We start from the raw sequence: 22,154 nt of genomic DNA on the forward strand, positions 1-22,154 counted from the left end.
TCGGCGCGAGCCAGCCTAGCCGAGCGCCTCCGACACCGCCTGCCGCACGACCTCGGCCGCCGCCACGTCGAGCGCGTCGCCGCCCTTGTCGACGACATAGAACACATCGCGCGCCTCCGGGCCGAAGGTGCTGACGTGCGCCGAACGGATCGAGAAACCGCAGCGGCGCACCGCGCGCGCAACGAGGTAAACCAACCCGCGCCGGTCCAGCGCCCGCACCTCGATCATGGTCGCCGAGACATGCGCCCGTGCGAGGATGCGGACCTGGGGATCGTCGTCCCCCTTCGCCGGCCGGTCCAGGCGTACGTCCAGGTCGAGATCCCCGGCCAGCGCACGGCGCACCCGCTCGGTCACCGCCGCAGTATCGAGGTCGGCCCGCGGCGTCTCCCACAGCGACACCGCATATCCGTCGCGTGTCACGGTGCGCAGCGAGTGCAGGTCGACCCCGGCGAGCGCCAGCGCCCCGGCGATATTCGCCAGCACACCGGGGCGGTCCGGCGTCACGATGGTCAGCAGCGATCCGCCCAGGTGCGCCTCGACCTCCAGCCGCAGCGCTCCCACCCCGCGTGTGGACGGGAACGGCACATGCTCGGGCCAGCCCTCGTAGCGGTCTGGATCGTGCTCTCCGGCCAGACCGAGCCGGACCTTCGTCACCAGCGCCTCGATCAGCCTGCGGCGCCACCGCGAACCGGCCTGGCTACTCGTCGCCGCACCGTCAGCGAAGGTCAGCGCGGCGAGCAGGTCGAGGAAGGCCTCGGTCCGCACCAGATGCGCCACGTTCGCGGCCGTTCCCGGGTCCTCGATGTCGCGGCCGGTGGCCACCGTCGGCAACAGCAGATGCCAGCGCACGAGTTCGGCGATGACGTCCGCATCTCCACTGGAAAAGCCCCACCGCATCGCCACGGCGTGCGCCATCGGGGCACCGACCTCGCTGTGGTCGCCGTCGCGGCTCTTGCCGATGTCGTGCAGTAGCGCGGCCACCATGAGCAGGTCGGGACGTTCGACTCGGCGAATGTGGGCGCGGGCCTGGACGCAGGTCTCGATACTGTGCCGGTCGATGGTGAAGCGGTGGACCGGCGAGGACGAACCGCGCAGCCGGATACCGGCCCATTCGGGCAACCAGCGATCCACCAGGCCGGCCACGTCGAGCTGATGCCAGACGTCAACCAGCCCCGGTCCGGAACTCAGCAGGTCGACCATGGCGCGCCGGGCGCGGTCGTCCCATCGGGGACCGAGGCCCACATCGGCTGCGGCCAGAGCCGCGACGGTCGCCGGACTCAGGAGCAGCCGCGACCGAGCTGCCACCGCTGCGGCACGCAAGCCGAGCACCGGATCACGGGTCCGATCGGCCCGCGCCGCCAAGACGATCTCCCCGGTGACGCCGTCGCCGTCACGGGCGATACCGGGTGCCATCGGCACCCGCCCGACCGCCTGCCGCCGCGAGCGCGATGCCGACAGAGCAAGGGCCTGGTCGAGCCGGCGCCAGGTCAGCCGCGCCAGGTGATCGAGCCGGCGGCCGGCATCGCGAACGGCCACCTGAAGCTCACCCGGAGCCATGTCGAACTGGGCAGCGACCTCCGGCACGAACTGCGGGTCGAGTCGCTCCATCGGCCGCCCTGCCACCGTGTGCAACACATCGCGGACGTCCAGCAGGAAGGCGCGCAGCGGCTCGACCTGTGCCATCGGCGCATCCACGAGCCAGGTAGCCATCAGGCCCCGCAGCACCACCGCGTCCCGCATACCTCCGGCGGACGCCTTCAGATCGGGCATCGCCTCGTAGGCCAGCCATCCGGAGCGTTCGTGCCGCCGGTCCCGGTCGCGCCGCAACGACTCGATGGCGCGGCGCGATCCGCCTCGCCAGTCGGCCAGGACGCCCGATCGCAGGCCGAGCACCAGGCCGGTATCCCCCGCGACCGTACGCGCGTCGAGCCAGCCCATCGCCGTCTTGACGTCGGCACGAGCCGCCTCGCGCATCGCCGGGGCCGAGCGCACCGCGTGGTCCAGGCGCAGTCCGGCATCCCAGAGGGGGTACCAGAGAGCCGAGGCGATACGGGCGATCTCGGCCTCCGCGATCCGGTCCTCATGCACCAGCACGACATCGATATCGCCGTACGGTGCCAACTCACGGCGCCCATAACCCCCGACGGCGACGACCGCGATCCCGCTGCCGACCCGCGCGTCCTCACCCGTAGCCGTCGCGTCCCCGTAGGCCACCCGGATGCGCCGGTCAATATCGAGCGTCCGCTGCTCCCGATCGGCGCGCAGCGCCTCGCCCGCGCTCAGACCGCCGCTTCGTCGGTCTCGCCCGTGCGCACCCGCACGACCGATTCGACACCGACAACCCACACCTTGCCGTCACCGATCTTGCCGGTCTGCGCGGCCGAGGCAATAGTGCTCACCACCGTCTCGACGTCGGCGTCGTCCACGACGACCTCCAAGCGGATCTTCGGCACGAGGGACACGTCGTACTCCGCGCCTCGGTAGACCTCCGTGTGACCCTTCTGCTGGCCGTAGCCGCTGGCTTCGGTCACCGTCATGCCGGCGACCCCCGCCGAGGCCAGGGCCTCGCGGACTTCTTCCCATTTGTGCGGCTTGATGACTGCGGTCACGAGTTTCATCCCTGCTCCGTTCTCAGAAGTGTGAACTGCCCGTAGGGGCGGCCATGTCGTAGGCGGACTCTCCATGCTCGGCGAAGTCGATCCCCTCGATCTCTTCGTCCTCGGTAAGGCGCCAGCCCACCGTCACCTTGATCGCCAGCGCCACGACCGTCGTCAGGACGCCGGTCCACACCAACGCGAAGGCTGCCACAGCCGCCTGATTGCCCAGCGACTCCAGACCTCCCCCGTAGAACAGCCCGTCGATGCCGCCGGGGGCGTCGGCGGTGGAGAACAACCCGATGAGGATCGTGCCGACGAGTCCGCCGACCAGGTGGACACCGACAACGTCGAGGGAGTCGTCAAGGCCGAACTTGTACTTCAGGCCGACCGCCCACGAGCAGGCGGCACCGGCGATGGCACCGATAGCGATAGCACCGTCCAGGCTCACCGCACCGCAGGCCGGGGTGATGGCCACGAGACCCGCGACGATGCCCGAGGCGGCACCGAGGGAGGACGCCTTGCCGTGCTGCACCTTTTCGACAGCCAGCCAGGTCAGCAGCGCCGCCATCGTGGCGATGGTCGTGTTGAGGAAGGTCACGCCGGTCTCGGACATGAACTGCGCCGTGTCGGCGTCACCACCGTCACCCGCAGCGAAGACGATCGAGCCGACGTTGAAGCCGTACCAGCCGAACCACAACAGGCCCGCGCCGATCATCGTCAGCGGCAGGCTGTGCGGCTTCATCGGCTCGCGGCCGAAGCCGAGGCGCTTGCCGACGATCAACGCGAGCACACCGCCGGCGACGCCGGCGTTGATGTGGACGACCGTGCCGCCGGCGTAATCCTGCGCCGGAAAGTGCTCGGCGAGAAAGCCGCCGCCCCACACCATGTGCGCCAGCGGGAAGTAGCAGAGCGTGACCCAGATCGGCAGGAACAACACCCAGGCCGACAGCTTGACCCGGTCGGCGACGGCACCGGAAATCAGCGCGGCGGTGATGATGGCGAAGGTCATCTGGAAGCAGACGCCCACGTACGACCCCCACTCGACCCCGTCGAGGCCGAAGAGCGTGAACGGATTGGCGAACAGGCCGCCGGCCAGTTCATCGTCGCTGAAGGACATCGACCAGCCCCACAGCACATACACCAGCCCCACGACCGCCGCAGCGACGTAGGACATCATCATCATGTTCAGCACGGACTTCGAGCGCGTCATCCCGCCGTAGAACAGCGCCAGTCCAGGCACCGTCATCAACAGAACGAACGCGGTCGCTACGAGCATGAAGGCGTAATAGCCGTCCATCGTTCCTCCATCGCATGTGCGTCTGAACGAGACGCCCGCAGACCTCTCGTCCTCGGTGCCGCGACTCTAGGGGCATCAGGTTTCACCAATCGGCGCGAACTGTTACAGCCATGTGACGACCGCTGCGAGATCATCGAGACCGGCCGGTCGGCACGACCCGTCAGCCGCGCCCACCGAAGGCCACGGCACGATGGAGCCATGAGCGAGTCCGTGCCCCCGTCCCCCGCCTTCACGAGTGTCGACGATGTCGTCACGCGGCTCGCCGAGGCCGGCTACCTCGCCTCGGACGCCGTCGCCACGACGGTCTTCCTGGCCGACCGGCTCGGCAAGCCCCTGCTCGTCGAGGGACCCGCCGGCGTCGGCAAGACCGAACTGTCGCGGGCGGTGGCCGCGGCGACCGGGGCCGAGCTGGTCCGCCTGCAGTGCTACGAGGGCGTCGACGAGGCCCGCGCCCTATACGAGTGGAATCACGCCAAGCAGCTGCTGCGCATCACCGCCGGACACGAGGAAACCTGGGACGAGGCCCGCTCGGACATCTTCAGCGAGGAGTTCCTCCTCCCCCGTCCGCTGCTCACCGCGATCCGCCGTGACGAGCCGACCGTACTGCTGATCGACGAGACCGACAAGGCCGACGTCGAGATCGAAGGCCTGCTGTTGGAGGTCCTCGGCGACTTCCAGGTCACGGTGCCCGAGCTGGGTACGATCACCGCGGCGCGACGCCCGTTCGTCGTCCTGACCTCCAACGCCACCCGTGAACTGTCCGAGGCGCTGCGCCGCCGATGCCTGTTCCTGCACGTCGACTTCCCCGACGCCGAGCTGGAGCAGCGCATCGTCCGGCTCAAGGTCCCCGATCTCGATGAAGCCCTGGCCGCCTCGCTGGTGCGCGTGGTCGACGCGCTGCGGCACCTCGGGCTGCGCAAGTCGCCGTCCATCGCCGAGAGCATCGACTGGGCGCGCACCCTGGTCGCCCTGGGCGCGTCGACGCTGGATCCGGAGGTCGTCAACGACAGCCTCGGCGTCATCCTCAAGCACACCGACGACATCGCCAAGGCCCGCGCCAAACTCGATCTGCCGTCGATCCTGACCCCGTCGGCCAACTGAGGCCATGAGCGAGGATCAGGCCGCCCGGCTGGTCGAGTTCGTCGACGCCCTGCGCAGCAAGGGCATCCCGGCCGGGCCGAGCGAGACCGTCGACGCCGCCGAGGTGATGCGCGTCCTCGGCTACGACGACCGGCTCCGGCTGCGCGACGGCCTTGCCAGCGCCCTGGTGCGCCGTGGCGGCCAGCGCGAGGTCTTCGACATGACCTTCGACCTGTTCTTCCCGGCCGGTGTCGGCTTGGGAGCGACCGTCTCTCAGGTCGATGCCGAGTCCGTCGAGGACCTGCGCGATCTGCTTCTGCTGGCCCTCGCCGAGGGCGACCAGCGCACCATGCGTCACGTGGCCGAACTGGCCGTCGACACCCTCGGCAACGTCGCCGCAGCGGGCAGCAGCGAAGGCGGCTGGTCGGCCTACCAGACCCTCGACCGGCTCAACCCGCGCACGCTGACCGCCGCAGCCGAGGCCATGCGGGCCGAGCAGCGCCGCGAGGGGGCCGGCCAGGGGCCGGGGGCCGGAGCGGGCACCGGCGTCGGCGGATCGGGAATCGACCGGCCCGCCGACGTCTCCGATTCGCTCGTGCGCGACGAGGTCCGCCGTATGATCGACCTGTTCCGCACCATGGTCGAGGCCGAGGCGAGGCGGCGCACCGCCGAGGTCCGCGGCCGCGACCTCGTGACGCGCCACGCCGTCCGCCAGGGTTCGGGCCAGATCGACTTCCTTTCGGCCAACGCCCAGCAACTCGAGGAACTGCGCCGCTCGGTCCAGCCGCTGGCCCGCAAGTTGGCGACCCGGCTGTCGGCGCGCCGACGGCGCGCCCAGCGCGGACGCATCGACGTCCGGCGCACCATGCGTCGCGCCATGTCCACCGGCGGTGTGCCGATGCGCCCGGTCTACGCCCCGCCACACCGCACCCGTCCGGAACTGGTCCTGCTGTGCGATGTGTCCGGTTCGGTCGCGGGATTCTCCGGCTTCACGATGATGTTGGTCCAGGCGCTGCGGGAGCAGTTCAGCAAGGTGCGGGTCTTCGCCTTCGTCAACACCGTCGACGAGGTCACCGAGATCGTGCGTGACGGCGACGACCTGCGCCGGCGCATCGCCGAGGAGGCCCGCATCACCAAGTGGCATACCAGCAGCGACTACGGGGAGTCCTTCGCCGACTTCGCCGGCCAGTACCTCGATGCCGTCGGGCCGCGGACGTCGGTACTGATCCTCGGGGACGCCCGCAACAACAATCAGGCGCTGCGGCTCGATGCCCTGCACGAGATCGCCCAGCGTGCCAAACGGTGCTTCTGGCTCAATCCCGAGCACCCCGGCTCCTGGGGGCTGGGCGATTCGGTCGCGCCGGAGTACGCCGAGGTCGTCCAGATGCACGAATGCCGCACGATGACCCAGCTCGAACGCTTCATCGCCCGCCTCCTCCCGGTCTAGGAACGAGCGAACCGAGTCCTGAGGTGTGAGGCCGCCTGCGGCCGAGCCTCGAAGGGTGCATCTCAGGGACCGGCTCCGCCTATCTGCGGCGGCTACTGGGTCAGACGGTAGGCGTCGTAGACGCCCTCGACGGTGTGCACGGCCTTGAGCACGTGACCCAGGTGCTTGGCATCGCCCATCTCAAAGGTGAAACGGCTCCGCGCGACCCGGTCGGCACCGGTCGTCATCACGGCCGACAGGATGTTGACGTGCTGCTCGGACATGACCCGGGTGATGTCGCTCAGCAGCCCGGGGCGGTCTAGCGCCTCCACCTGCACCGCCACCAAGAAGGTGCTCGTCGCACTCGGTGCCCACCGGACCTCGACCAGGCGCGCAGGCTCCTCCTCGCGCAACTGCTCGAGGTTGACACAACTGGAGCGGTGGACCGAAACACCCGAGGTGCGCGTCACGAACCCCTCGATGGCATCGCCGGGAACCGGGGTGCAGCAGCGCGCCAGCTTGACCAGCACACTCCCGTCGAGTCCTTCGACCACCACGCCGGCATCGCCGCCCTCGCGAGTGCGCGAGGAGCGCCGGGCGGTGGGGACAGTCGCCTCGGCGAGGTCCTCCTCGGCCCCCGCACGACCACCGGAGAGCGCCAGCACCCGCTCCACGACGTTCTGGGCGCTGACATTGCCTTCCCCCACAGCCGCGTACAGGGCCGCGATGTCGGTGAGATTGAGGTCGGCCGCGACAGCGTCCAGGGTGCGCTGGCGAAACAGTCGCACCAGCGGCAGGCTCTCCTTGCGCATCTGGCGCGCTATGAGGTCCTTACCGTGCTCGATAGCTTCCTCACGGCGCTCCTTGGTGAACCAATGGCGGATCTTGTTACGCGCCCGCGGACTAGCCACGAACTCCAGCCAGTCGCGACTCGGACCGGCATCGGGCGACTTGGAGGTGAAGATCTCCACGACATCGCCGGTTTCCAACTTTGACTCCAACGATACGAGCCGGCCGTTGACTCGCGCGCCGATGCAGGCGTGCCCCACCTCGGTGTGCACCGCGTAGGCGAAGTCCACCGGTGTCGAACCGTCAGGCAACTGAATGAGATCGCCGCGCGGCGTGTAGGCATAAACTCCGCTCTGCCCCATCTCGTAGCGCAACTGATCGAGGAAAGCGATGGAGTCCTCGGTTTCGGACTGCCAGTCGAGTAGTTCGCGCAGCCACGCCATCTCCGAGGCGATGGAGGATGCCGCCTCCTTCTTGACGGCCCGCTTCGCGGTCGGATCCTCCTTGTACTTCCAATGCGCCGCGACACCGTATTCGGCCCGGCGGTGCATCGCGTGCGTGCGGATCTGCAACTCGACGGCCTTGCCCTGCGGGCCGATCACTGTCGTGTGCAGTGACTGGTACATGTTGAATTTCGGGACACTGATGTAGTCCTTGAAGCGTCCCGGGATCGGATTCCAGCGCGCGTGCAGAACGCCGAGCACCGCATAGCAGTCGGCGACGCTGTCGACGAGGATGCGCACGCCGACCAGGTCGAAGATGTCGGAGAACTCACGCCCACGCACGAGCATCTTCTGGTAGATCGAGTAGTAATGCTTGGGGCGCCCGGTGACCGTCGCCTTGATCTTGGCCAATTTCAGGTCCGATTCGACATCACCGATCACCCGCTCTAGAAAGGTCGAGCGTGACGGTGCCCGGTCGGCGACGAGCCGTACGATCTCGTCGTAGACCTTGGGGTGCAACACCCCGAAGGCGAGGTCCTCCAACTCCCACTTGATCGTGTTCATGCCGAGCCGGTGGGCCAGCGGCGCGAAGATCTCCAGCGTGTCGGTGGCGATGCGCTCCTGCTTGTCCTGACGCAGGTAGCGCAGCGTGCGCATATTGTGTAGCCGGTCGGCGAGTTTGATGACGAGCACCCGGATGTCACGGCTCATCGCGATGACCATCTTGCGGATGGTCTCGGACTGCGCGGTGGCCCCGTAGGTGACTTTGTCGAGTTTGGTGACGCCGTCGACCAGGTGCACGACCTCGTCGCCGAAGTCTGCCCGCAACTCCTCGAGCGTGTACGGGGTGTCTTCGACGGTGTCGTGCAGCAGTGCCGCGCACAGCGTGGGAGGGGTCATGCCCAGCTCGGCCAGGATCGTCGCCACGGCCAGCGGGTGCGTGATGTAGGGGTCCCCGCTCTTGCGGGTCTGCCCCTCGTGCATCCGCTCCGCCACGGCGTAGGCCCGCTGGATCAAGGCGACGTCGCCCTTGGGATGAGTCGTGCGATAAATCTTGAGCAACGGCTCCAGCACAGCCTGATCGTCGGGGGTCCTGCTACCGATCCGCGACAACCTCGAACGCACGCGAGCTGCGGCGGGGGCAGTGTCGACCTCGGTGGGCGCGTGGCCGGCCGGCGGGGCGACCTCACCACGTTCGGCCACGGCGACCTCTTTCCTCGACTCCGGGACGCCCAGTCTACGGACAGGGTCAGGACAGTCCGGACAGCAGGGAGGCTGCGACGCCCATCACCAGCAGTACAACGAGCACCAGGGCCACGACGCGCATCTGCGAGGAGTTCATATCGGTCTCGTCTCTCCATAGGTGCGTAGGGCCAGACAGGGCACGTCGAGCACGCCGCGACCACCCAGGTCCGACAACTCCATGAGCACTGCCACCGCGACCGGATCGGCACCGCAGCGCCGCACGAGGTCACAGGTCGCGCTCATAGTGCCACCGGTGGCGAGAACATCGTCGACGATCACCGCCGTTGTGCCGGGTGCCAGCGCGTCGGTGTGGATCTCCAGCGTCGCCGTGGCGTACTCCAAGTCGTAGGTGACCTCGTGCGTCCGAGCCGGCAACTTACCCTTCTTGCGCACGGGGACGAAGCCGACGCCCAGCCGCAGGGCGAGCGGGGCACCGACGATGAAGCCCCGTGCCTCGACACCGACCACGGCACCAGGCACCGGACCCGCCTCGGTGACCCGCGCCGCGAGGGCGTCGATCACCGAGGCGAAGGCCGACGGATCGCCGAGCAGCGGTGTGATGTCACGAAACGTCACACCGGGACTCGGCCAATCTTCGATGGTGCGCGTCGCCTCGTCGATGAGCGAGGCGACATCAGCGGCGTTCAGGACTAGCTCAACTCCACGCCGCACTCATCAGAGGCGTGCTCCTCGATCGCGTCGCCGGCATCCTCGTACTTGGCGTCGTTGAGTTCTTCGAGATCAGCCATGACCTCGGCGAACTCCGATGCATCGACACCCTCGGGCAGATCACTCTCGCTGGACATGCTCGCGAACTCCTCGACGGTCATACCGAGGTCATCGACGGCGTCCACGAAGATGTCCATGCCCTCCATGACGGTCTCCCAATCGCTCTCGATCTCCGACGGCGCCGCGTCGGCTAGCGACTCGAAGGTGTCGAGGATGTCGGAAAAGTCGGAGAAGTCGCCTTCGTCGAACTCCTCGAACTGCGCCTCGGCGTCCTCAAGGAGATCGCAGTAGGACGGCGCGGCGTCCTTCTTGCTCTCGGAGTCCTTCGAGTCATCCGAATCAGAATCGCCGCACGCCGACAGGATCAGGGCGGTGGCCAGCGCTGCGCTGGTGAAAAGAATCTTCTTCATAAGATCACATCCTGGCATGGAAGCTCGACCAAGACCCGAGCGACCCGGACCAACTCAAGGCGTGGCGGTCGGGGAGAGCTGGAAATCGGCGATCCCACAGTTCTCCTCGGCGTCCTTGGTGATCGCGTCGATGGCTTTGGTCGACTCGTCATCGGCCAGCTTCTCCTGCACTGCGGCAGCCTCGGCCTGCAGGGCCGGGTCGATGTTGTTCAGCGCGCCGGACTGCACATCAGTCGCGAACTTCTCGATGGAAGCCGAGTCGGTGAGGTCATAACCGACCTTCTTGAACACCTCGACAACGTCGACCAGACGCTGGTGGAACAACTTCCAGTCGGCTCGTAGGTCGTCCGGACCCTCCTTGGAGAATTTCTTGGCCCCGTCGATGCGGCGGTCAATGCCTTCGGCGAGTGCCTTGGCCGACGTTGCCAGATCGGCGTCGGGAGCGATGGTCTCCTTGCTCTTGTTGACCCACGACTTGAGGTCGTCGCAGTAGGCGCTGCGCCCGTCGCGCAGGACGAAGAACCACGTGCCGGCAAGCAGCGCGATGACGACGATCCCGGTGATCGCGAGTACCTGAGGGCGGCGCCACGCGGGCGCGGACGAAGCGGACGACATATCTCTCCTTGAATGGGTCACCGACACGGTACTGGGTCGCGGACAAGGCTGCGGCCCCAGCGCCGGTTCCTAGCGACGCTGGCGTTGCTGGCGGGTGGTGCGTTTGGGCTGACGGCGGCCCGCCGCGCCTGAGACGGCGACCGGGCGATGGACGACCGGGGCCGGTTCCTCCGTGGCGGGCTTCTTGGTCCGGCGCTCCAGCACCTTGGCGGTGTGGGCCTTGACCGCAGGGTCGAGGTCCTTGAGCTGGGCGGCCAGCGGCGTGGCGATGAAGATCGACGAGTAGGTGCCGACCGCCATACCGACGAACAGGGCCAAGGCGAGGTCCTTGAGCGGGCCGCTGCCGAGCACGCCGACACCGACGATGAGCAGCGCCGCGACCGGCAGCAACGCCGTGACCGAGGTGTTGATCGATCGGACCAGCGTCTGGTTGACCGCGAGGTTCGCCTGCTCGGAGTAGATGCGCGACGTGGACGACAAGATGCCACGGGTGTTCTCGCGGACCTTGTCGAAGACGACCACAGTGTCGTAGAGCGAGTAGCCGAGGATCGTCAGGAGGCCCGTCACCGTGGCCGGCGTGACCTCGAAGCCCGACCAGGCATAGACGCCGACGGTGATGACGATGTCGTGGGCCAGGGCGACCATCGCGGCCACCGACATGCGCCACTCGCGGAAGTACGCCCAGATGAACAGCACGACGATGACGAGGAAGACCGCCAGGCCGGTCGCGGCCTTCTTGGCGACCTCCTTGCCCCACGACGGGCCGACGAGATTCTGGCTCACCTCCGAGGAACCGGCCGCGACCAGGGCCTCCTTGACCTGGGTGGTCTCGTCCTGCGACAGCGGTCCGGTCTGGATGCGGATCGTGCTGTCGCCGGAGGTGTTGGCGATGGGGGCGGCCGCCGCGTGCAGGCCGGTGTCCACGACGGCCTGGCTCAACTTGTCGACCGAGGAGGCGTTGGCCTTGTCGACGCTGGCGGTGAACTCCACGCCGCCCTTGAACTCTACGCCGCGCTCCAGGCCGTGAACGGCCAGGCCGGCCGCCGAGCCGACCAGCAGCACGAGGCTGATGACGTACCAGATCATGCGGCGACCGACGAAGTCGAAGGAGACCCGCCCGGTGTACAGGTGCTGGCCGAAGGTGCTCAGTCGTCCCATCAGGCTCGACCTCCCGGAGTCGAGGCGATCTCGGTGACTCTTCGATGTCCCTCGATGCCGAGGTGGGCGGCGTCCATGCCGGAGAGTTTGTGCCCCTGCCCGAAGAACTTCGTGCGGGCCAGCATCGACATGAGCGGCTTGGTGAAGAAGAAGACGACCGCGATGTCGACGAGGGTCGTCAGGCCGAGGGCGAACGCGAAGCCGCGCACGACGCCGATGGCGAAGATGAACAGGATCAGGGCGGCCAGGAAGGAAACCGCGTCGGCGGCGAGGATGGTCGACTTCGCGCGCGCCCAGCCGGCCTCGACGGCGAGTCTCAGCGACTTGCCGTCGCGTACCTCGTCACGGATGCGCTCGAACATCACGATGAACGAGTCCGCCGTGATGCCGATGGCCACGATGAGGCCGGCGATACCCGGCAGCGTCAGCGTGAAGCCCATCGACGTGCCGAGCAGCAGGACCAGGACGTAGGTGATCGCTCCGGCCATGCCCAGCGAGGCGAAGACCACCAGCCCGAGGCCGCGGTAGTAGAGCAAGCAGTACAGCAGCACCAACGCCAGGCCGATGCCGCCGGCGATCAGGCCGGCCTCCAACTGCGTCCCGGCAAGCGTCGGCCCCTCGACCGAGACGCCGTTGACCGTGAAGGTCAGCGGCAGGGCACCGTATTTGAGCTGGTTAGCCAGATCGACGGCGCTCTCCTGGGTGAAGCTGCCGCTGATCTGCGCCTGGCCGTTGGTGATGTGCGCATTGGAGCGCGGGGCGGTCAGCACCTCGCCGTCGAGAACCACGGCGAAACGGCTCTGCGCGGGCGTCAGCGCTTCGGTCACCGTGTCGAAGAGTTTCGCACCGTCGTCGGCGAGTTTGATGTCCACGACCCACTGGGCGGTGTTCTGCGGCATGCCCGCACTGGCGTCCTTGACCTGCGACCCCTCGATGACCGCAGGGCTGAGCACCATGACCTCGCCGGTCTTCGGGTCACAGGTGACGATGGGCGCGTCCTTGGGATCTTCGACCGCCAAACCGTCGCTCGTGCAGGCGAAGGCCTGCGCCTGCTGCGTCAGCGCCGCCACGGCGGCCTGAAACTCCTGCGGCAGGCTCGTGGTGCCCTGGGTCTCGGCGGCGATCATCTGCTGCAGCGTCAGCGACGACCACGGCACTGCGTCGATGCTCGCCTGCACCTGCTGAGCCGTGGCCTCGTCGAGCGCCTGCCCGGTCGAGGTCACCTGCTGCTGCCAGACGAGGCGGAACTGCATCTGCGCGGTACGGCCCACCTGGTCGACGATGTCGCCGCGTTCCTTGCCGGGGATCTCGATGACGATCTGGTTACCGCCCTGCGTAGTGACCTCGGCCTCCGAGACACCGGTCGCGTTGACACGCTGGTCGATGATGTCTCGCGCCTGGGCGAGGTTGGCCGACGAGACCTTGCCGTCGCTCGACTCGGCCTGGAGCGTGATGCGGGTGCCACCCTGCAGGTCGAGGCCGAGCCGCGGCTTCCAGGCACCGTGGCCCCCGCCGTCGGTGACGTCGATGACACCCACGAGCACGAATAGCGCGGCCACCCCGGCCAGGAACAGCACCAGGGCACGGCCCGGTCGATGGATATTGCGTCCGCGCGGTGCGGCCATCAGGCTTCGTCCTTCGTCTCGGCGGTGTCGACCTGCGGTTCCTCGCCGGTCTCGACCGGCACGACGCGGGCAATGGCCTGGCGCAGGACGCGGATCTCCACGCCGTCGGCGATCTGCAGGCGGGCCTCGGTGTCCTCCAGCGCGACGACCTCGGCGAAGACGCCGCTGACCGTGACGACCTGGACTCCCGGTTCGAGGTCTTCTTGCAGTTCTCGGTACTGCTGCTGGCTCTTGCGGGCCGGACGGACGATGAACAGCCAGAAGGCCAGCACCATCGCCAGCAGCATCAGCAGAAGGCCGGTTGATTCAGGCACGCGAGAACTCCACGAAGACAGACGACCGCCTCGGCGCGCAGCGCCGAATACGGATTGGCCGGAGGGCCAACGGGAAGTGTAGACGGTACGACCAGCGACGTGACTCACCGCACGGTCGCATCGCGAAATGATTCTGCAGAGAGGTCCCGCCGGCTGAGGTGCGAGCGAGTCCCGAAGCCAGCGATGGCCGGGTCATTTCGCCCTTCGAGGCCACTCGTTCCTCGCGGCACCTCAGGACCCGGCTCCGCTCGTTCCTCGCTACGCACCTCAATGAGCGGCCCCGACCTACAACCAGCGGATCCCTATCTCCCGGCACGGGGTTCTATTCCTCGCCGAGGCGCAACTGTTCCTCGGCGACCGCCGGAGCGCTCAGGCCGAGGTGCCGCCAGGCGGCGGGCGTGGCCACCCGGCCGCGAGGGGTGCGCGCCAGGAATCCGAGCCGCACGAGGTACGGCTCGGCGATCTCCTCGACCGTCTCGCGCTCCTCCCCCACGGCCACCGCGAGGGTCGCCACACCGACCGGACCGCCGCCGAAACTCGAGCAGAGCGCCCGCAGGACCGCGATGTCGAGCCGGTCCAGACCGAGGTCATCGACCTCGTACAACGCGAGCGCCGTGCGGGCGGCTTCGAGATCGAGCACGCCCGCCGTACGAACCTCGGCGTAATCACGCACCCGCCGCAATAGGCGGTTGGCGATCCGGGGCGTCCCACGGGAGCGGCCCGCGATCTCGGCAGCGCCACGGGCGGTCAGTTCGAGGCCGAGCAGGCTCGCCGACCGTGTCACGATGCGCTGGAGTTCGGCCGGGGCGTAGTAGTCCAGTTGCGCGGTGAAGCCGAATCGGTCGCGCAGCGGGCCGGGCAGCAGGCCGGCCCGGGTGGTGGCCCCGACCACCGTGAACGGGGGGATCTCCAGCGGAATCGCGGTCGCCCCCGGCCCCTTGCCCACGACGACGTCGACCCGGAAGTCCTCCATCGCCATATAGAGGAGTTCCTCGGCCGGACGCGACATGCGGTGGATCTCGTCGATGAAGAGGACATCTCCTTCACTGACACCGGACAGGATCGCCGCGAGGTCGCCCGCATGCTGGATCGCCGGTCCGCTGGTCAGCCGCAGCGGCGCCGACAGGTGGTGCGCGACGATCATGGCGAGCGTGGTCTTACCGAGGCCGGGAGGCCCGGACAGCAGCACGTGATCGGGCGTCGATCCGCGGGCGACGGCCGCTTCCAGCACCAGGGCGAGCTGTTCGCGCACCCGCTCCTGACCAACGACCTCATCGAGGGTCTTTGGCCGCAGAGCCGCCTCGTAGGCGCGGTCCTCGGCTCCGGCAGCCGGTGCCACGATCCCGGCGTCCTCCTCGCTCATCGCTTCCTCGCCAGGGTGCGCAGCGCATCGCGCAGCAGCGTGGACACTTCGGCCATCTCCCCCTCGGGCAGGTCGGCGGCCACGGCATCGACGGCCGATTCGGCGTCCCGTGCGCTCCAGCCCAGGCCGAGCAGCGCCTCGTGAACCTGCTCGCGCCAGGCGGGCGCTCCCGTAGCGGCGGTTGCGGTGGCCAGCCCGACACGATCCTTGAGTTCGACCACGATGCGTTCGGCACCCTTGCGACCGATGCCGGGAACCGACGTCAGTGCGGCGTAGTTGGCCTGGGCGATGGCCGAGCGCAGCCGGTCGGGATCGAGCACCGACAGCATCGCCAGCGCGACCTTCGGACCGATGCCGCTGGCGGTCTGCACCAGCTCGAACATCTCACGTTCCTCGACGCTGGCGAAGCCGTAGAGGGTCATCGAGTCCTCGCGCACGACGAGGGTGGTGGCGACCGCACACTCCTGCCCGAGCCGTAGCCCGGCCAGCGTGCCCGGTGTGGTGCGTACGAAGTAGCCGACGCCGCCGACGTCGAGGACGGCCCCGTCGAGGGTCAGCGCGGTGACGGTGCCGCGCAGTGAGGCGATCACCGGCTCACCTTGGCCAGAGCCTCGGCAATGCGCTGCTGGGCACCACCGCGCCAGACGTGGCAGATCGCGATGGCCAGCGCATCAGCGGCATCGGCGGGCTTGGGGGCCTGCGGCAACCGCAGGATGCGGGTCACCATCTGGCCGACCTGGGCCTTGTCGGCGCGACCGCTGCCGGTGACCGCAGCCTTGACCTCGCTGGGCGTGTGCAGATGGACACCGATACCGCAGCGCGCCGCCACCGCCATCGCCACGCCACTGGCCTGCGCCGTGCCCATCACGGTGCGGACGTTGTGCTGACTGAAGACCCGCTCGATGGCGACGGCCTCGGGCCGGTGGCGGGCGATGGCCTCCTCCATGCCCTCGGCCAGCAGCCCGAGGCGCCGGGCCACGTCGAGGTCGGCCGGCGTGCGCAGGACGTCGACATGCACCATCGACAGCGGCCGCCCCACCGCCCCTTCGACGACGCCGACGCCGCAGCGCGTCAGACCGGGGTCGATGCCCATGACTCGCAACTGTCCCGAACTCATGTTCGATACCTTACGCGGACCGGCAGCCACCGCCACCCCGACACGCCCGCCGAGGTCCCTACCTCAGGCGTGGACCTGCTCCATGACCTCGTCGCTGGCGTCGTAGTTGGCGAAGACGTTCTGCACGTCGTCGCAGTCCTCCAGCGCGTCGATGAGCTTGACGACCTTGGTCGCACCCTCGAGATCGACCTCGACGTTGACCGACGGCACGAAGGAGGCATCAGCGGACTCGTAATCCAGGCCGGCCTCCTGTAGGGCCGTACGCACCGCGACCAGGTCGCCGGCCTCGCACAGCACCTCGAAGGAACCGTCGAGATCATTGACCTCCTCGGCTCCCGCGTCCAGCACGGCCATGAGGATGTCGTCCTCGGTCGTCGGGCCGGACTCCTGCGCGGCCGAGACGATGATGACACCCTTACGGCTGAACATGTACGACACCGAACCCGGATCGGCCATCGTGCCGCCGTTGCGGGTCATCGCGGTGCGAACCTCCATCGCGGCGCGGTTCTTGTTGTCGGTCAGGCACTCAATGAGCAGTGCCACACCGTTCGGCCCGTAGCCCTCGTACATGATCGTCGTGTAGTCGACGCCGCCGCCTTCGAGGCCGCCGCCGCGCTTGACCGCCGAATCGATGTTCTTGTTCGGGACCGACTGCTTCTTGGCCTTCTGGATCGCGTCATAGAGCGTGGGATTGCCGTCGGGGTCCGCCCCGCCGACGCGCGCGGCGACCTCGATGTTCTTGATGAGCTTGGCGAACAGCTTGCCGCGCTTGGCGTCGATGACAGCCTTCTTGTGCTTCGTGGTCGCCCACTTGGAGTGCCCGGACATGGGTGGTCCCCTCTCTACTCACCTGACGAGGTCGACGAACAGGCCGTGGACCCGATCGTCGTCGCCGACCTCGGGATGGAAGGCGGTCGCCATCACGCGGCCCTGTCGAACCGCGACGATCCTATCTGCGCCCGCTACCTCGACCGACGCCAACACCTCCACGGCCGGCCCGGCGCGTTCGATCCAGGGTGCCCGGATGAACACCGCGTGGACCGGATCGGCCAGCCCGGCGACGTCGAGGTCGCCCTCGAAGGAGTCGACCTGGCGGCCGAAGGCATTGCGCCGGACGGTGACGTCGAGGCCGCCGAAGGTCTCCTGACCGCGTATGCCCCCTTCGATCCGGTCGGCGAGCAGGATCAGTCCCGCGCAGGTGCCGAAGGCCGGCATGCCGGCTGCGATCCGCTCGCGGATCGGCTCGAACAGCTCGAAGGTGCGGGCGAGCTTGGCCATCGTCGTCGACTCCCCGCCGGGGAGCACCAGCGCGTCACAGCGGTCGAGTTCGACGCCCCGGCGCACCGCAACAGCGCTGGCACCACACCGTTCCAGGGCGGCGAGATGCTCGCGGACGTCCCCTTGCACGGCAAAGACACCAATGATCGGGCGGGAAGTCACCGGCCCACCTTACGAGATTCCAGCGGCGGCAAGTCAGGACCAGGCACCGCAGGTGAAGTTCGGCAGGAGCGCGCCAACGGTGAGGGTCCGGGTCGAGGTCGCCGTCCAGTTGGTGTTGGGCAGCGTCGCCGTAACGTCAATGTGCAGTGTGGTGCCGAGAAGATTGCTGAGATCCAGCAGGCCGTTGGTGACCGTGGCCGAACGGGTGGTGCCGCTGGACGTCACCGTCAACGAGGTCCCCGTCTCGCGGACGACCGCCGTGTAGGTCAACGTCGTGGGCGTCGTGGCGGCGGTCCAATAGGTCGTGAGCGTCTTGGTCACCAGGCCGTTGCTCACCGCACACTTGGGAGACGTCTCGGCCGGCTTGGTCACCGAGCCGGCCGTGAGGCTCCCGGAGGTGAGGACAGACGTGTCGGTGAATCCGGCCATGGTGGGTGTCACGCTGTGCACGGCCGCGAACGAGGCCGCGACGGCCAGCGCCGCCACTGCGTGCGCTCCGGGATGCCTCCCCGCACGCCGGCGGCCCCGGCCGTCGCGCCGTCGACGCCCTCGCAGCATCAGCGGACTGACGATGAGTGCAGCAAGGAAAGCCACCAGCGTCAGGCTCACCAGCGGACTCTTCAACTCAGTGGCGACCCGCCCGAGCCAGGGCACGTCGAAGAAGACCCGGTGCGCGCCAGTCACGACATACGTCTCAGCATCGGGGGTACGGTTCGCGTCGCCCTTGAGGGTCAGCCGGACCGCCGAGCCGTCCGGCTCGATATCGATGACGCGGTGCGTGACCTGCTGCCCGTCGCTACGGGTGACATTCACCACATCCCCGACAGCAATGTCCGAGGCATTCACCGGCCGCGAGAATCCCAGGGAACCGGTCGGGATCCCCGGGGACATCGACCCGGAAGTGAAGACCAGAGGCCGGACCGCGCCGCTCAGCGCGAGCAGCGCCGCCAGAAGGCTCAGGATCCCGAGGACCGCACCGATCCACAGCGCAGCCTCCGCGATCCAGTAACCTGCACGCCTCACGATGCCGCCTGGGTGGCCGTGAAGGAGAACGACAGCGACCCGGTCTTGCTCTGGTTGTCATTCGTGGCAGAGGAAGCGATACCGACGACCATGCACATCTGATGCGACCCGCCTGCGGCGACGGTGGGGGCACTGGTGATGAGCGACTTATTCGTGGTGTCGACAGTCTGCGCCGTACCGAGGGCTGTACCCGAGCAGGTGTCCTGCTGCGGATAGACGGTGTCCGCCTGGGCCGTGCCGTTGAAGAACTGGACGGTGACGGGCGTGTCGACGTAGGTCCAGGTGGGGCTGGACCCCTGGGTGACGGTGGCGGTGTACGTGAACGGCGGGTCGCCGACATTGTTGACGGTCAGGTCGAAGGCCTTGCTCTCCCCTGGTACCAGACCCGTCCAGGTGATCGCGCTCTTGGTGTATCCCGTGCTCAGGCCGATGGCCCCGGTGGTGTCGAAGCGCATATCCATCGAACCCGACGTGATGGTGCCGCCGGTGATGGACGCCTGATCGGTCCAATAAGCGGTCGTGCCGATGGCACCGAAACCAGCCAGCAGGCCGAGCGACAGCAGCGCCCGCGCCGTCACCGCGCGGTGACGGCGCACGGTAGCGCGACGATGACGTGCCTCAACCATGGCACGCCTGCCCACGTCGACGCCGCATGATCCAGGACCCTGCCGCGAGCAGAGCCGCGCCGGCCGCTGCCGTCCATACCGAAATCGCCGCGCCGGTGGTCGGCAGCAGGCCACCGGAGTTACCGGCTGTGCCGGAGCCGTCACCTGCATCGGAGGCCTCGGTCAAGGTGACGTCGAAGTCGACCGCGAGCCGCTTGGTCTGCGACTGATTCGCCGAGGCCGCATCGAAGGTCGCATTGACCTCCACTTCGACGACCGCGCTGCGGGCGAGCGGCTGATCGACGAGGCGCTGGCTCGGCACGCCGTTGTCGAGGACCACCCAATCCTCACCCCCGGCGATCCGCGCCCGCAGGTCGATGTCACCTGAGGCCAGCAGCGCGTCGGCGTCGGTGCTGCGCGCCTCGATCGTCAGATATGCCGCGCTCGGCCCCTGGTTACGCACGAAGAAGGAGCCAGTCTCCGAATCGCCCGGGATCCAGGTCATCTCCGGATCGAACACCGGATGGGCCAGAGCAGAGGTCCACGTGACGCCGTCTGCGCTCACGCCAACCGCACCGTCGGCCGCGTGAGCGGCCGAAACGGTCAGCAATGGGGTCGCCACGGTCATCACACCGATGAGACGACCCAGATGCGCCAGCATGACGTCACTTCACTCCCTTCGTTTCTTCGTCTCGGCCTGGACTCCCGGCGAGGCGTTCCCTCAACGCCCCGCCGAACATCCAGGCCGCGTAGCCCAGCAACAGCCCCGCAACCGCGTAGACCGCTATTTGGCGCTGTGAACCGGTCAGCGCGTTGTTGACATACCCGAGATAGGGCACCGAGTACCACGCCCTACCACGAATCTGCACCGGCATCACCGGGGCAGCGTCGGCCACATCGTTGGCATCCCCCTGGGTGACGAACAGCGGCTCACCCTTGAGCGAGGTGCCCATCCCGGTGATCCGGTGGGTGACGACAGGCGACTTGCCCGATTCCAACTGATAGGTGATGACGTCGCCAATGCTCAACTCTTGAGCCTTGACCGGCTTGACGACGACCAGCGTCCCCGGCGGCATACCAGGACGCATCGACCCGGTCAGCACCGTATACGGCGTGGCTCCGGTGACCCTCGGGATCAGCACGGCGATCACGAGGACCACCACGACCCCGAGGATCACCAGCCAGGCGGCTACCCGCCCCAACCAGCCGACCATCGGTCAGGCTCCGGTCAGTTGGCGTCGTCCTGGTGGTCCTGGACTGCGGTGACCGTAATACTGCTCAGCGTGGTCGACAGGTCGCCGTTGAGATCGTTGTCGGCAGCACTGCCGTACGGCCAGGTGACCGTGATGACGACGGGGATGTTGTTGGTCCCCTGGTTGACGGCGATGTCGTCACCGCCGGTGGCCGAGCCGTTGACCGTCGCACCGACCGTCAATTCGTCCCACGGGGCAGCCAAGGTGCCGGTGGGAGTCGTGGCCTCGATGTCGACCTGAGTAAAGTGAGTGCCTTCGACGTCCACAACGATGTTGCAACTCTTGGTCAGCGTGTCACCGGGGATCAGCGTATCCGTGGAGGTGTCGAAGGTATCGCCCTCGAGACTCCAACCGGACGTGCCCTCACACGCCGAAGCGTCGAGCGTCAAGTGGCCGCTGGTGATCTCCGCACCGGTGATGCTGCCGTCGGCAGTCCAGTACGCGAGCGTACCGGCACCGCCGAGCAGCAGGACGGCGGCAGCAGCAGCTGCCAACGCACCTTTAGTGGACTTGTTCATGGACTTCTCCCTCATTCGTGAGCGCCGATATGCGCCTCTGCCAGTATGACGGCAATGTCGCCGGACCATGACGCCGAACCGGCGCAGCGGCGATAAATAGTTCTTTCGGGCTAGTCCTCGCCTCCGAACAGAGCCAGAACGGGCTACCAGCCGCGGGTCTCCAAGCGGTGCGGCTCGGGAATCTCATCGACGTTGATGCCGACCATCGCGTCACCGAGGCCGCGCGAGGCTTGCGCCACGACATCAGGATCGTCGTAGAAGGTGGTGGCCTTGACGATGGCCGCAGCACGCTGCGCGGGATTTCCGGACTTGAAGATGCCCGAGCCGACGAAGACGCCCTCGGAACCCAGCTGCATGACCAGGGCGGCGTCGGCGGGGGTGGCAATGCCGCCGGCGGTGAAGAGCACCACGGGCAGTTTGCCGGCCTCGGCGACCTCCTTGACCAGCTCGAACGGTGCCTGCAACTCCTTGGCTGCGACGTACAACTCGTCGTCACGGAGCGTCTGCAGGCGGCGGATCTCGCCGGTGATCTTGCGGATGTGGGTCACGGCGTTGGAGACATCACCGGTACCGGCCTCACCCTTGGAGCGAATGAAGGCGGCACCCTCGGTGATGCGGCGCAGCGCCTCGCCCAGGTTCGTCGCACCGCAGACGAAGGGCACGTCAAAGGCCCACTTGTCGATGTGGTTGGCGTAGTCGGCCGGCGTCAGCACCTCGGACTCATCGATGTAGTCGACGCCGAGACTCTGCAGGATCTGCGCCTCGGCGAAGTGGCCGATGCGTGCCTTGGCCATAACCGGGATCGAGACGGCCTCGATGATGGCGTCGATCAGGTCCGGGTCACTCGCCCGTGCCACACCCCCCTGCGCCCGAATATCAGCCGGAACGCGCTCCAGTGCCATGACAGCCACGGCACCGGCGTCCTCGGCGATCTTCGCCTGCTCGGCGGTGACGACATCCATGATGACGCCGCCCTTGAGCATTTCGGCCATACCGCGCTTGACGCGCGCAGTGCCAGTCTGGGTCTGGGCGGGGGAAGGCTGTTCAGTGCTCACCTCGGAAGCTTATCGAGCGGCCTTCGCGGCCTTCGCCGTGTCCATCATCTGG

At 67.9% G+C, this 22,154-nt stretch carries 23 protein-coding genes; 2 read left to right on the plus strand and 21 right to left on the minus strand.

The window, feature by feature from the left end; all coding sequences use genetic code 11:
- Window positions 1–15 precede the first annotated feature (15 nt).
- The 3 genes from QM597_RS07590 to QM597_RS07600 form a co-directional block, all read right to left on the minus strand.
- Complete coding sequence (locus QM597_RS07590) at window positions 16–2,214, minus strand: [protein-PII] uridylyltransferase (protein ID WP_415004267.1); 2,199 nt, start codon at window positions 2,212–2,214, stop codon at window positions 16–18.
- A gap of 65 nt (window positions 2,215–2,279) precedes the next feature.
- A complete protein-coding gene (locus QM597_RS07595) occupies window positions 2,280–2,618 on the minus strand; it encodes a P-II family nitrogen regulator (protein WP_415004268.1) in 339 nt (112 codons plus the stop codon).
- Window positions 2,619–2,631: 13 nt separating this feature from the next.
- Entirely contained in the window at window positions 2,632–3,894 is a 1,263-nt protein-coding gene (locus QM597_RS07600) for an ammonium transporter (RefSeq protein ID WP_415004269.1), read from the minus strand.
- A 198-nt stretch (window positions 3,895–4,092) separates the two neighbouring features.
- Here QM597_RS07600 and QM597_RS07605 point away from each other — a divergent pair, with 198 nt between their 5' ends.
- Both QM597_RS07605 and QM597_RS07610 read left to right on the plus strand, forming a co-directional pair.
- Window positions 4,093–4,995, plus strand: a complete 903-nt coding sequence (locus tag QM597_RS07605) for an AAA family ATPase (RefSeq protein WP_415004270.1) — start codon at window positions 4,093–4,095, stop codon at window positions 4,993–4,995.
- 4 nt (window positions 4,996–4,999) lie between these two features.
- Complete coding sequence (locus QM597_RS07610) at window positions 5,000–6,421, plus strand: VWA domain-containing protein (protein WP_415004271.1); 1,422 nt, start codon at window positions 5,000–5,002, stop codon at window positions 6,419–6,421.
- Window positions 6,422–6,513: 92 nt separating this feature from the next.
- On the opposite strand, the gene QM597_RS07615 is transcribed toward QM597_RS07610, so the two are convergent.
- From QM597_RS07615 to pdxS, 18 genes are all read right to left on the minus strand, one after another.
- The gene (locus QM597_RS07615; protein ID WP_415004272.1) at window positions 6,514–8,835 is read right to left on the minus strand and encodes a RelA/SpoT family protein; all 2,322 of its coding nucleotides are present in this window, start codon (window positions 8,833–8,835) and stop codon (window positions 6,514–6,516) included.
- A gap of 135 nt (window positions 8,836–8,970) precedes the next feature.
- The gene (locus QM597_RS07620) at window positions 8,971–9,549 is read right to left on the minus strand and encodes an adenine phosphoribosyltransferase (protein WP_415004273.1); all 579 of its coding nucleotides are present in this window, start codon (window positions 9,547–9,549) and stop codon (window positions 8,971–8,973) included.
- A complete protein-coding gene (locus QM597_RS07625; protein ID WP_415004274.1) occupies window positions 9,528–10,016 on the minus strand; it encodes a lipoprotein in 489 nt (162 codons plus the stop codon). Before QM597_RS07625 ends, QM597_RS07620 begins: the two co-directional genes overlap by 22 nt.
- A 54-nt stretch (window positions 10,017–10,070) precedes the next feature.
- Complete coding sequence (locus tag QM597_RS07630; RefSeq protein WP_415004275.1) at window positions 10,071–10,631, minus strand: hypothetical protein; 561 nt, start codon at window positions 10,629–10,631, stop codon at window positions 10,071–10,073.
- A 69-nt stretch (window positions 10,632–10,700) separates the two neighbouring features.
- The gene (gene secF, locus QM597_RS07635; protein WP_415004276.1) at window positions 10,701–11,789 is read right to left on the minus strand and encodes a protein translocase subunit SecF; all 1,089 of its coding nucleotides are present in this window, start codon (window positions 11,787–11,789) and stop codon (window positions 10,701–10,703) included.
- Entirely contained in the window at window positions 11,789–13,414 is a 1,626-nt protein-coding gene (secD, locus tag QM597_RS07640; RefSeq protein ID WP_415004277.1) for a protein translocase subunit SecD, read from the minus strand. Before secD ends, secF begins: the two co-directional genes overlap by 1 nt.
- On the minus strand, window positions 13,414–13,728 hold the full coding sequence (yajC, locus tag QM597_RS07645; RefSeq protein ID WP_415004278.1) for a preprotein translocase subunit YajC: 315 nt from the start codon (window positions 13,726–13,728) through the stop codon (window positions 13,414–13,416). The genes secD and yajC overlap by 1 nt, the downstream gene beginning before the upstream one ends.
- Before the next feature lie 322 nt (window positions 13,729–14,050).
- Entirely contained in the window at window positions 14,051–15,091 is a 1,041-nt protein-coding gene (gene ruvB / locus QM597_RS07650; RefSeq protein WP_415004279.1) for a Holliday junction branch migration DNA helicase RuvB, read from the minus strand.
- Window positions 15,088–15,681: a Holliday junction branch migration protein RuvA gene (gene ruvA / locus QM597_RS07655; protein WP_415004280.1), complete on the minus strand. Its 594-nt coding sequence runs from the start codon at window positions 15,679–15,681 to the stop codon at window positions 15,088–15,090. Before ruvA ends, ruvB begins: the two co-directional genes overlap by 4 nt.
- Window positions 15,678–16,208: a crossover junction endodeoxyribonuclease RuvC gene (gene ruvC, locus QM597_RS07660; protein ID WP_415004281.1), complete on the minus strand. Its 531-nt coding sequence runs from the start codon at window positions 16,206–16,208 to the stop codon at window positions 15,678–15,680. Before ruvC ends, ruvA begins: the two co-directional genes overlap by 4 nt.
- A 63-nt stretch (window positions 16,209–16,271) precedes the next feature.
- Window positions 16,272–17,036: a YebC/PmpR family DNA-binding transcriptional regulator gene (locus QM597_RS07665; RefSeq protein WP_415004282.1), complete on the minus strand. Its 765-nt coding sequence runs from the start codon at window positions 17,034–17,036 to the stop codon at window positions 16,272–16,274.
- A gap of 18 nt (window positions 17,037–17,054) precedes the next feature.
- A complete protein-coding gene (pdxT, locus tag QM597_RS07670; protein WP_415004283.1) occupies window positions 17,055–17,648 on the minus strand; it encodes a pyridoxal 5'-phosphate synthase glutaminase subunit PdxT in 594 nt (197 codons plus the stop codon).
- A gap of 33 nt (window positions 17,649–17,681) precedes the next feature.
- Window positions 17,682–18,671 carry a signal peptidase I gene (locus QM597_RS07675; protein ID WP_415004284.1) on the minus strand — a complete coding sequence of 330 codons (990 nt, stop codon included), beginning with the start codon at window positions 18,669–18,671 and terminating at the stop codon, window positions 17,682–17,684.
- A complete protein-coding gene (locus QM597_RS07680; protein ID WP_415004285.1) occupies window positions 18,668–19,297 on the minus strand; it encodes a SipW-dependent-type signal peptide-containing protein in 630 nt (209 codons plus the stop codon). The genes QM597_RS07675 and QM597_RS07680 overlap by 4 nt, the downstream gene beginning before the upstream one ends.
- Window positions 19,290–19,937, minus strand: coding sequence for an LPXTG cell wall anchor domain-containing protein (locus tag QM597_RS07685; RefSeq protein WP_415004286.1), 648 nt, complete (start codon window positions 19,935–19,937; stop codon window positions 19,290–19,292). Before QM597_RS07685 ends, QM597_RS07680 begins: the two co-directional genes overlap by 8 nt.
- A gap of 4 nt (window positions 19,938–19,941) precedes the next feature.
- Window positions 19,942–20,490, minus strand: coding sequence for a signal peptidase I (locus tag QM597_RS07690; protein WP_415004287.1), 549 nt, complete (start codon window positions 20,488–20,490; stop codon window positions 19,942–19,944).
- Between the two features lie 14 nt (window positions 20,491–20,504).
- Window positions 20,505–21,047: an alternate-type signal peptide domain-containing protein gene (locus tag QM597_RS07695; protein WP_415004288.1), complete on the minus strand. Its 543-nt coding sequence runs from the start codon at window positions 21,045–21,047 to the stop codon at window positions 20,505–20,507.
- Between the two features lie 143 nt (window positions 21,048–21,190).
- Window positions 21,191–22,102, minus strand: a complete 912-nt coding sequence (pdxS, locus tag QM597_RS07700; protein ID WP_415004289.1) for a pyridoxal 5'-phosphate synthase lyase subunit PdxS — start codon at window positions 22,100–22,102, stop codon at window positions 21,191–21,193.
- Window positions 22,103–22,154: the final 52 nt, after the last annotated feature.

Origin of the sequence: Aeromicrobium sp. (assembly GCF_047607065.1) — a bacterium.
In the GTDB taxonomy this organism is placed as follows: domain Bacteria; phylum Actinomycetota; class Actinomycetes; order Propionibacteriales; family Nocardioidaceae; genus Aeromicrobium.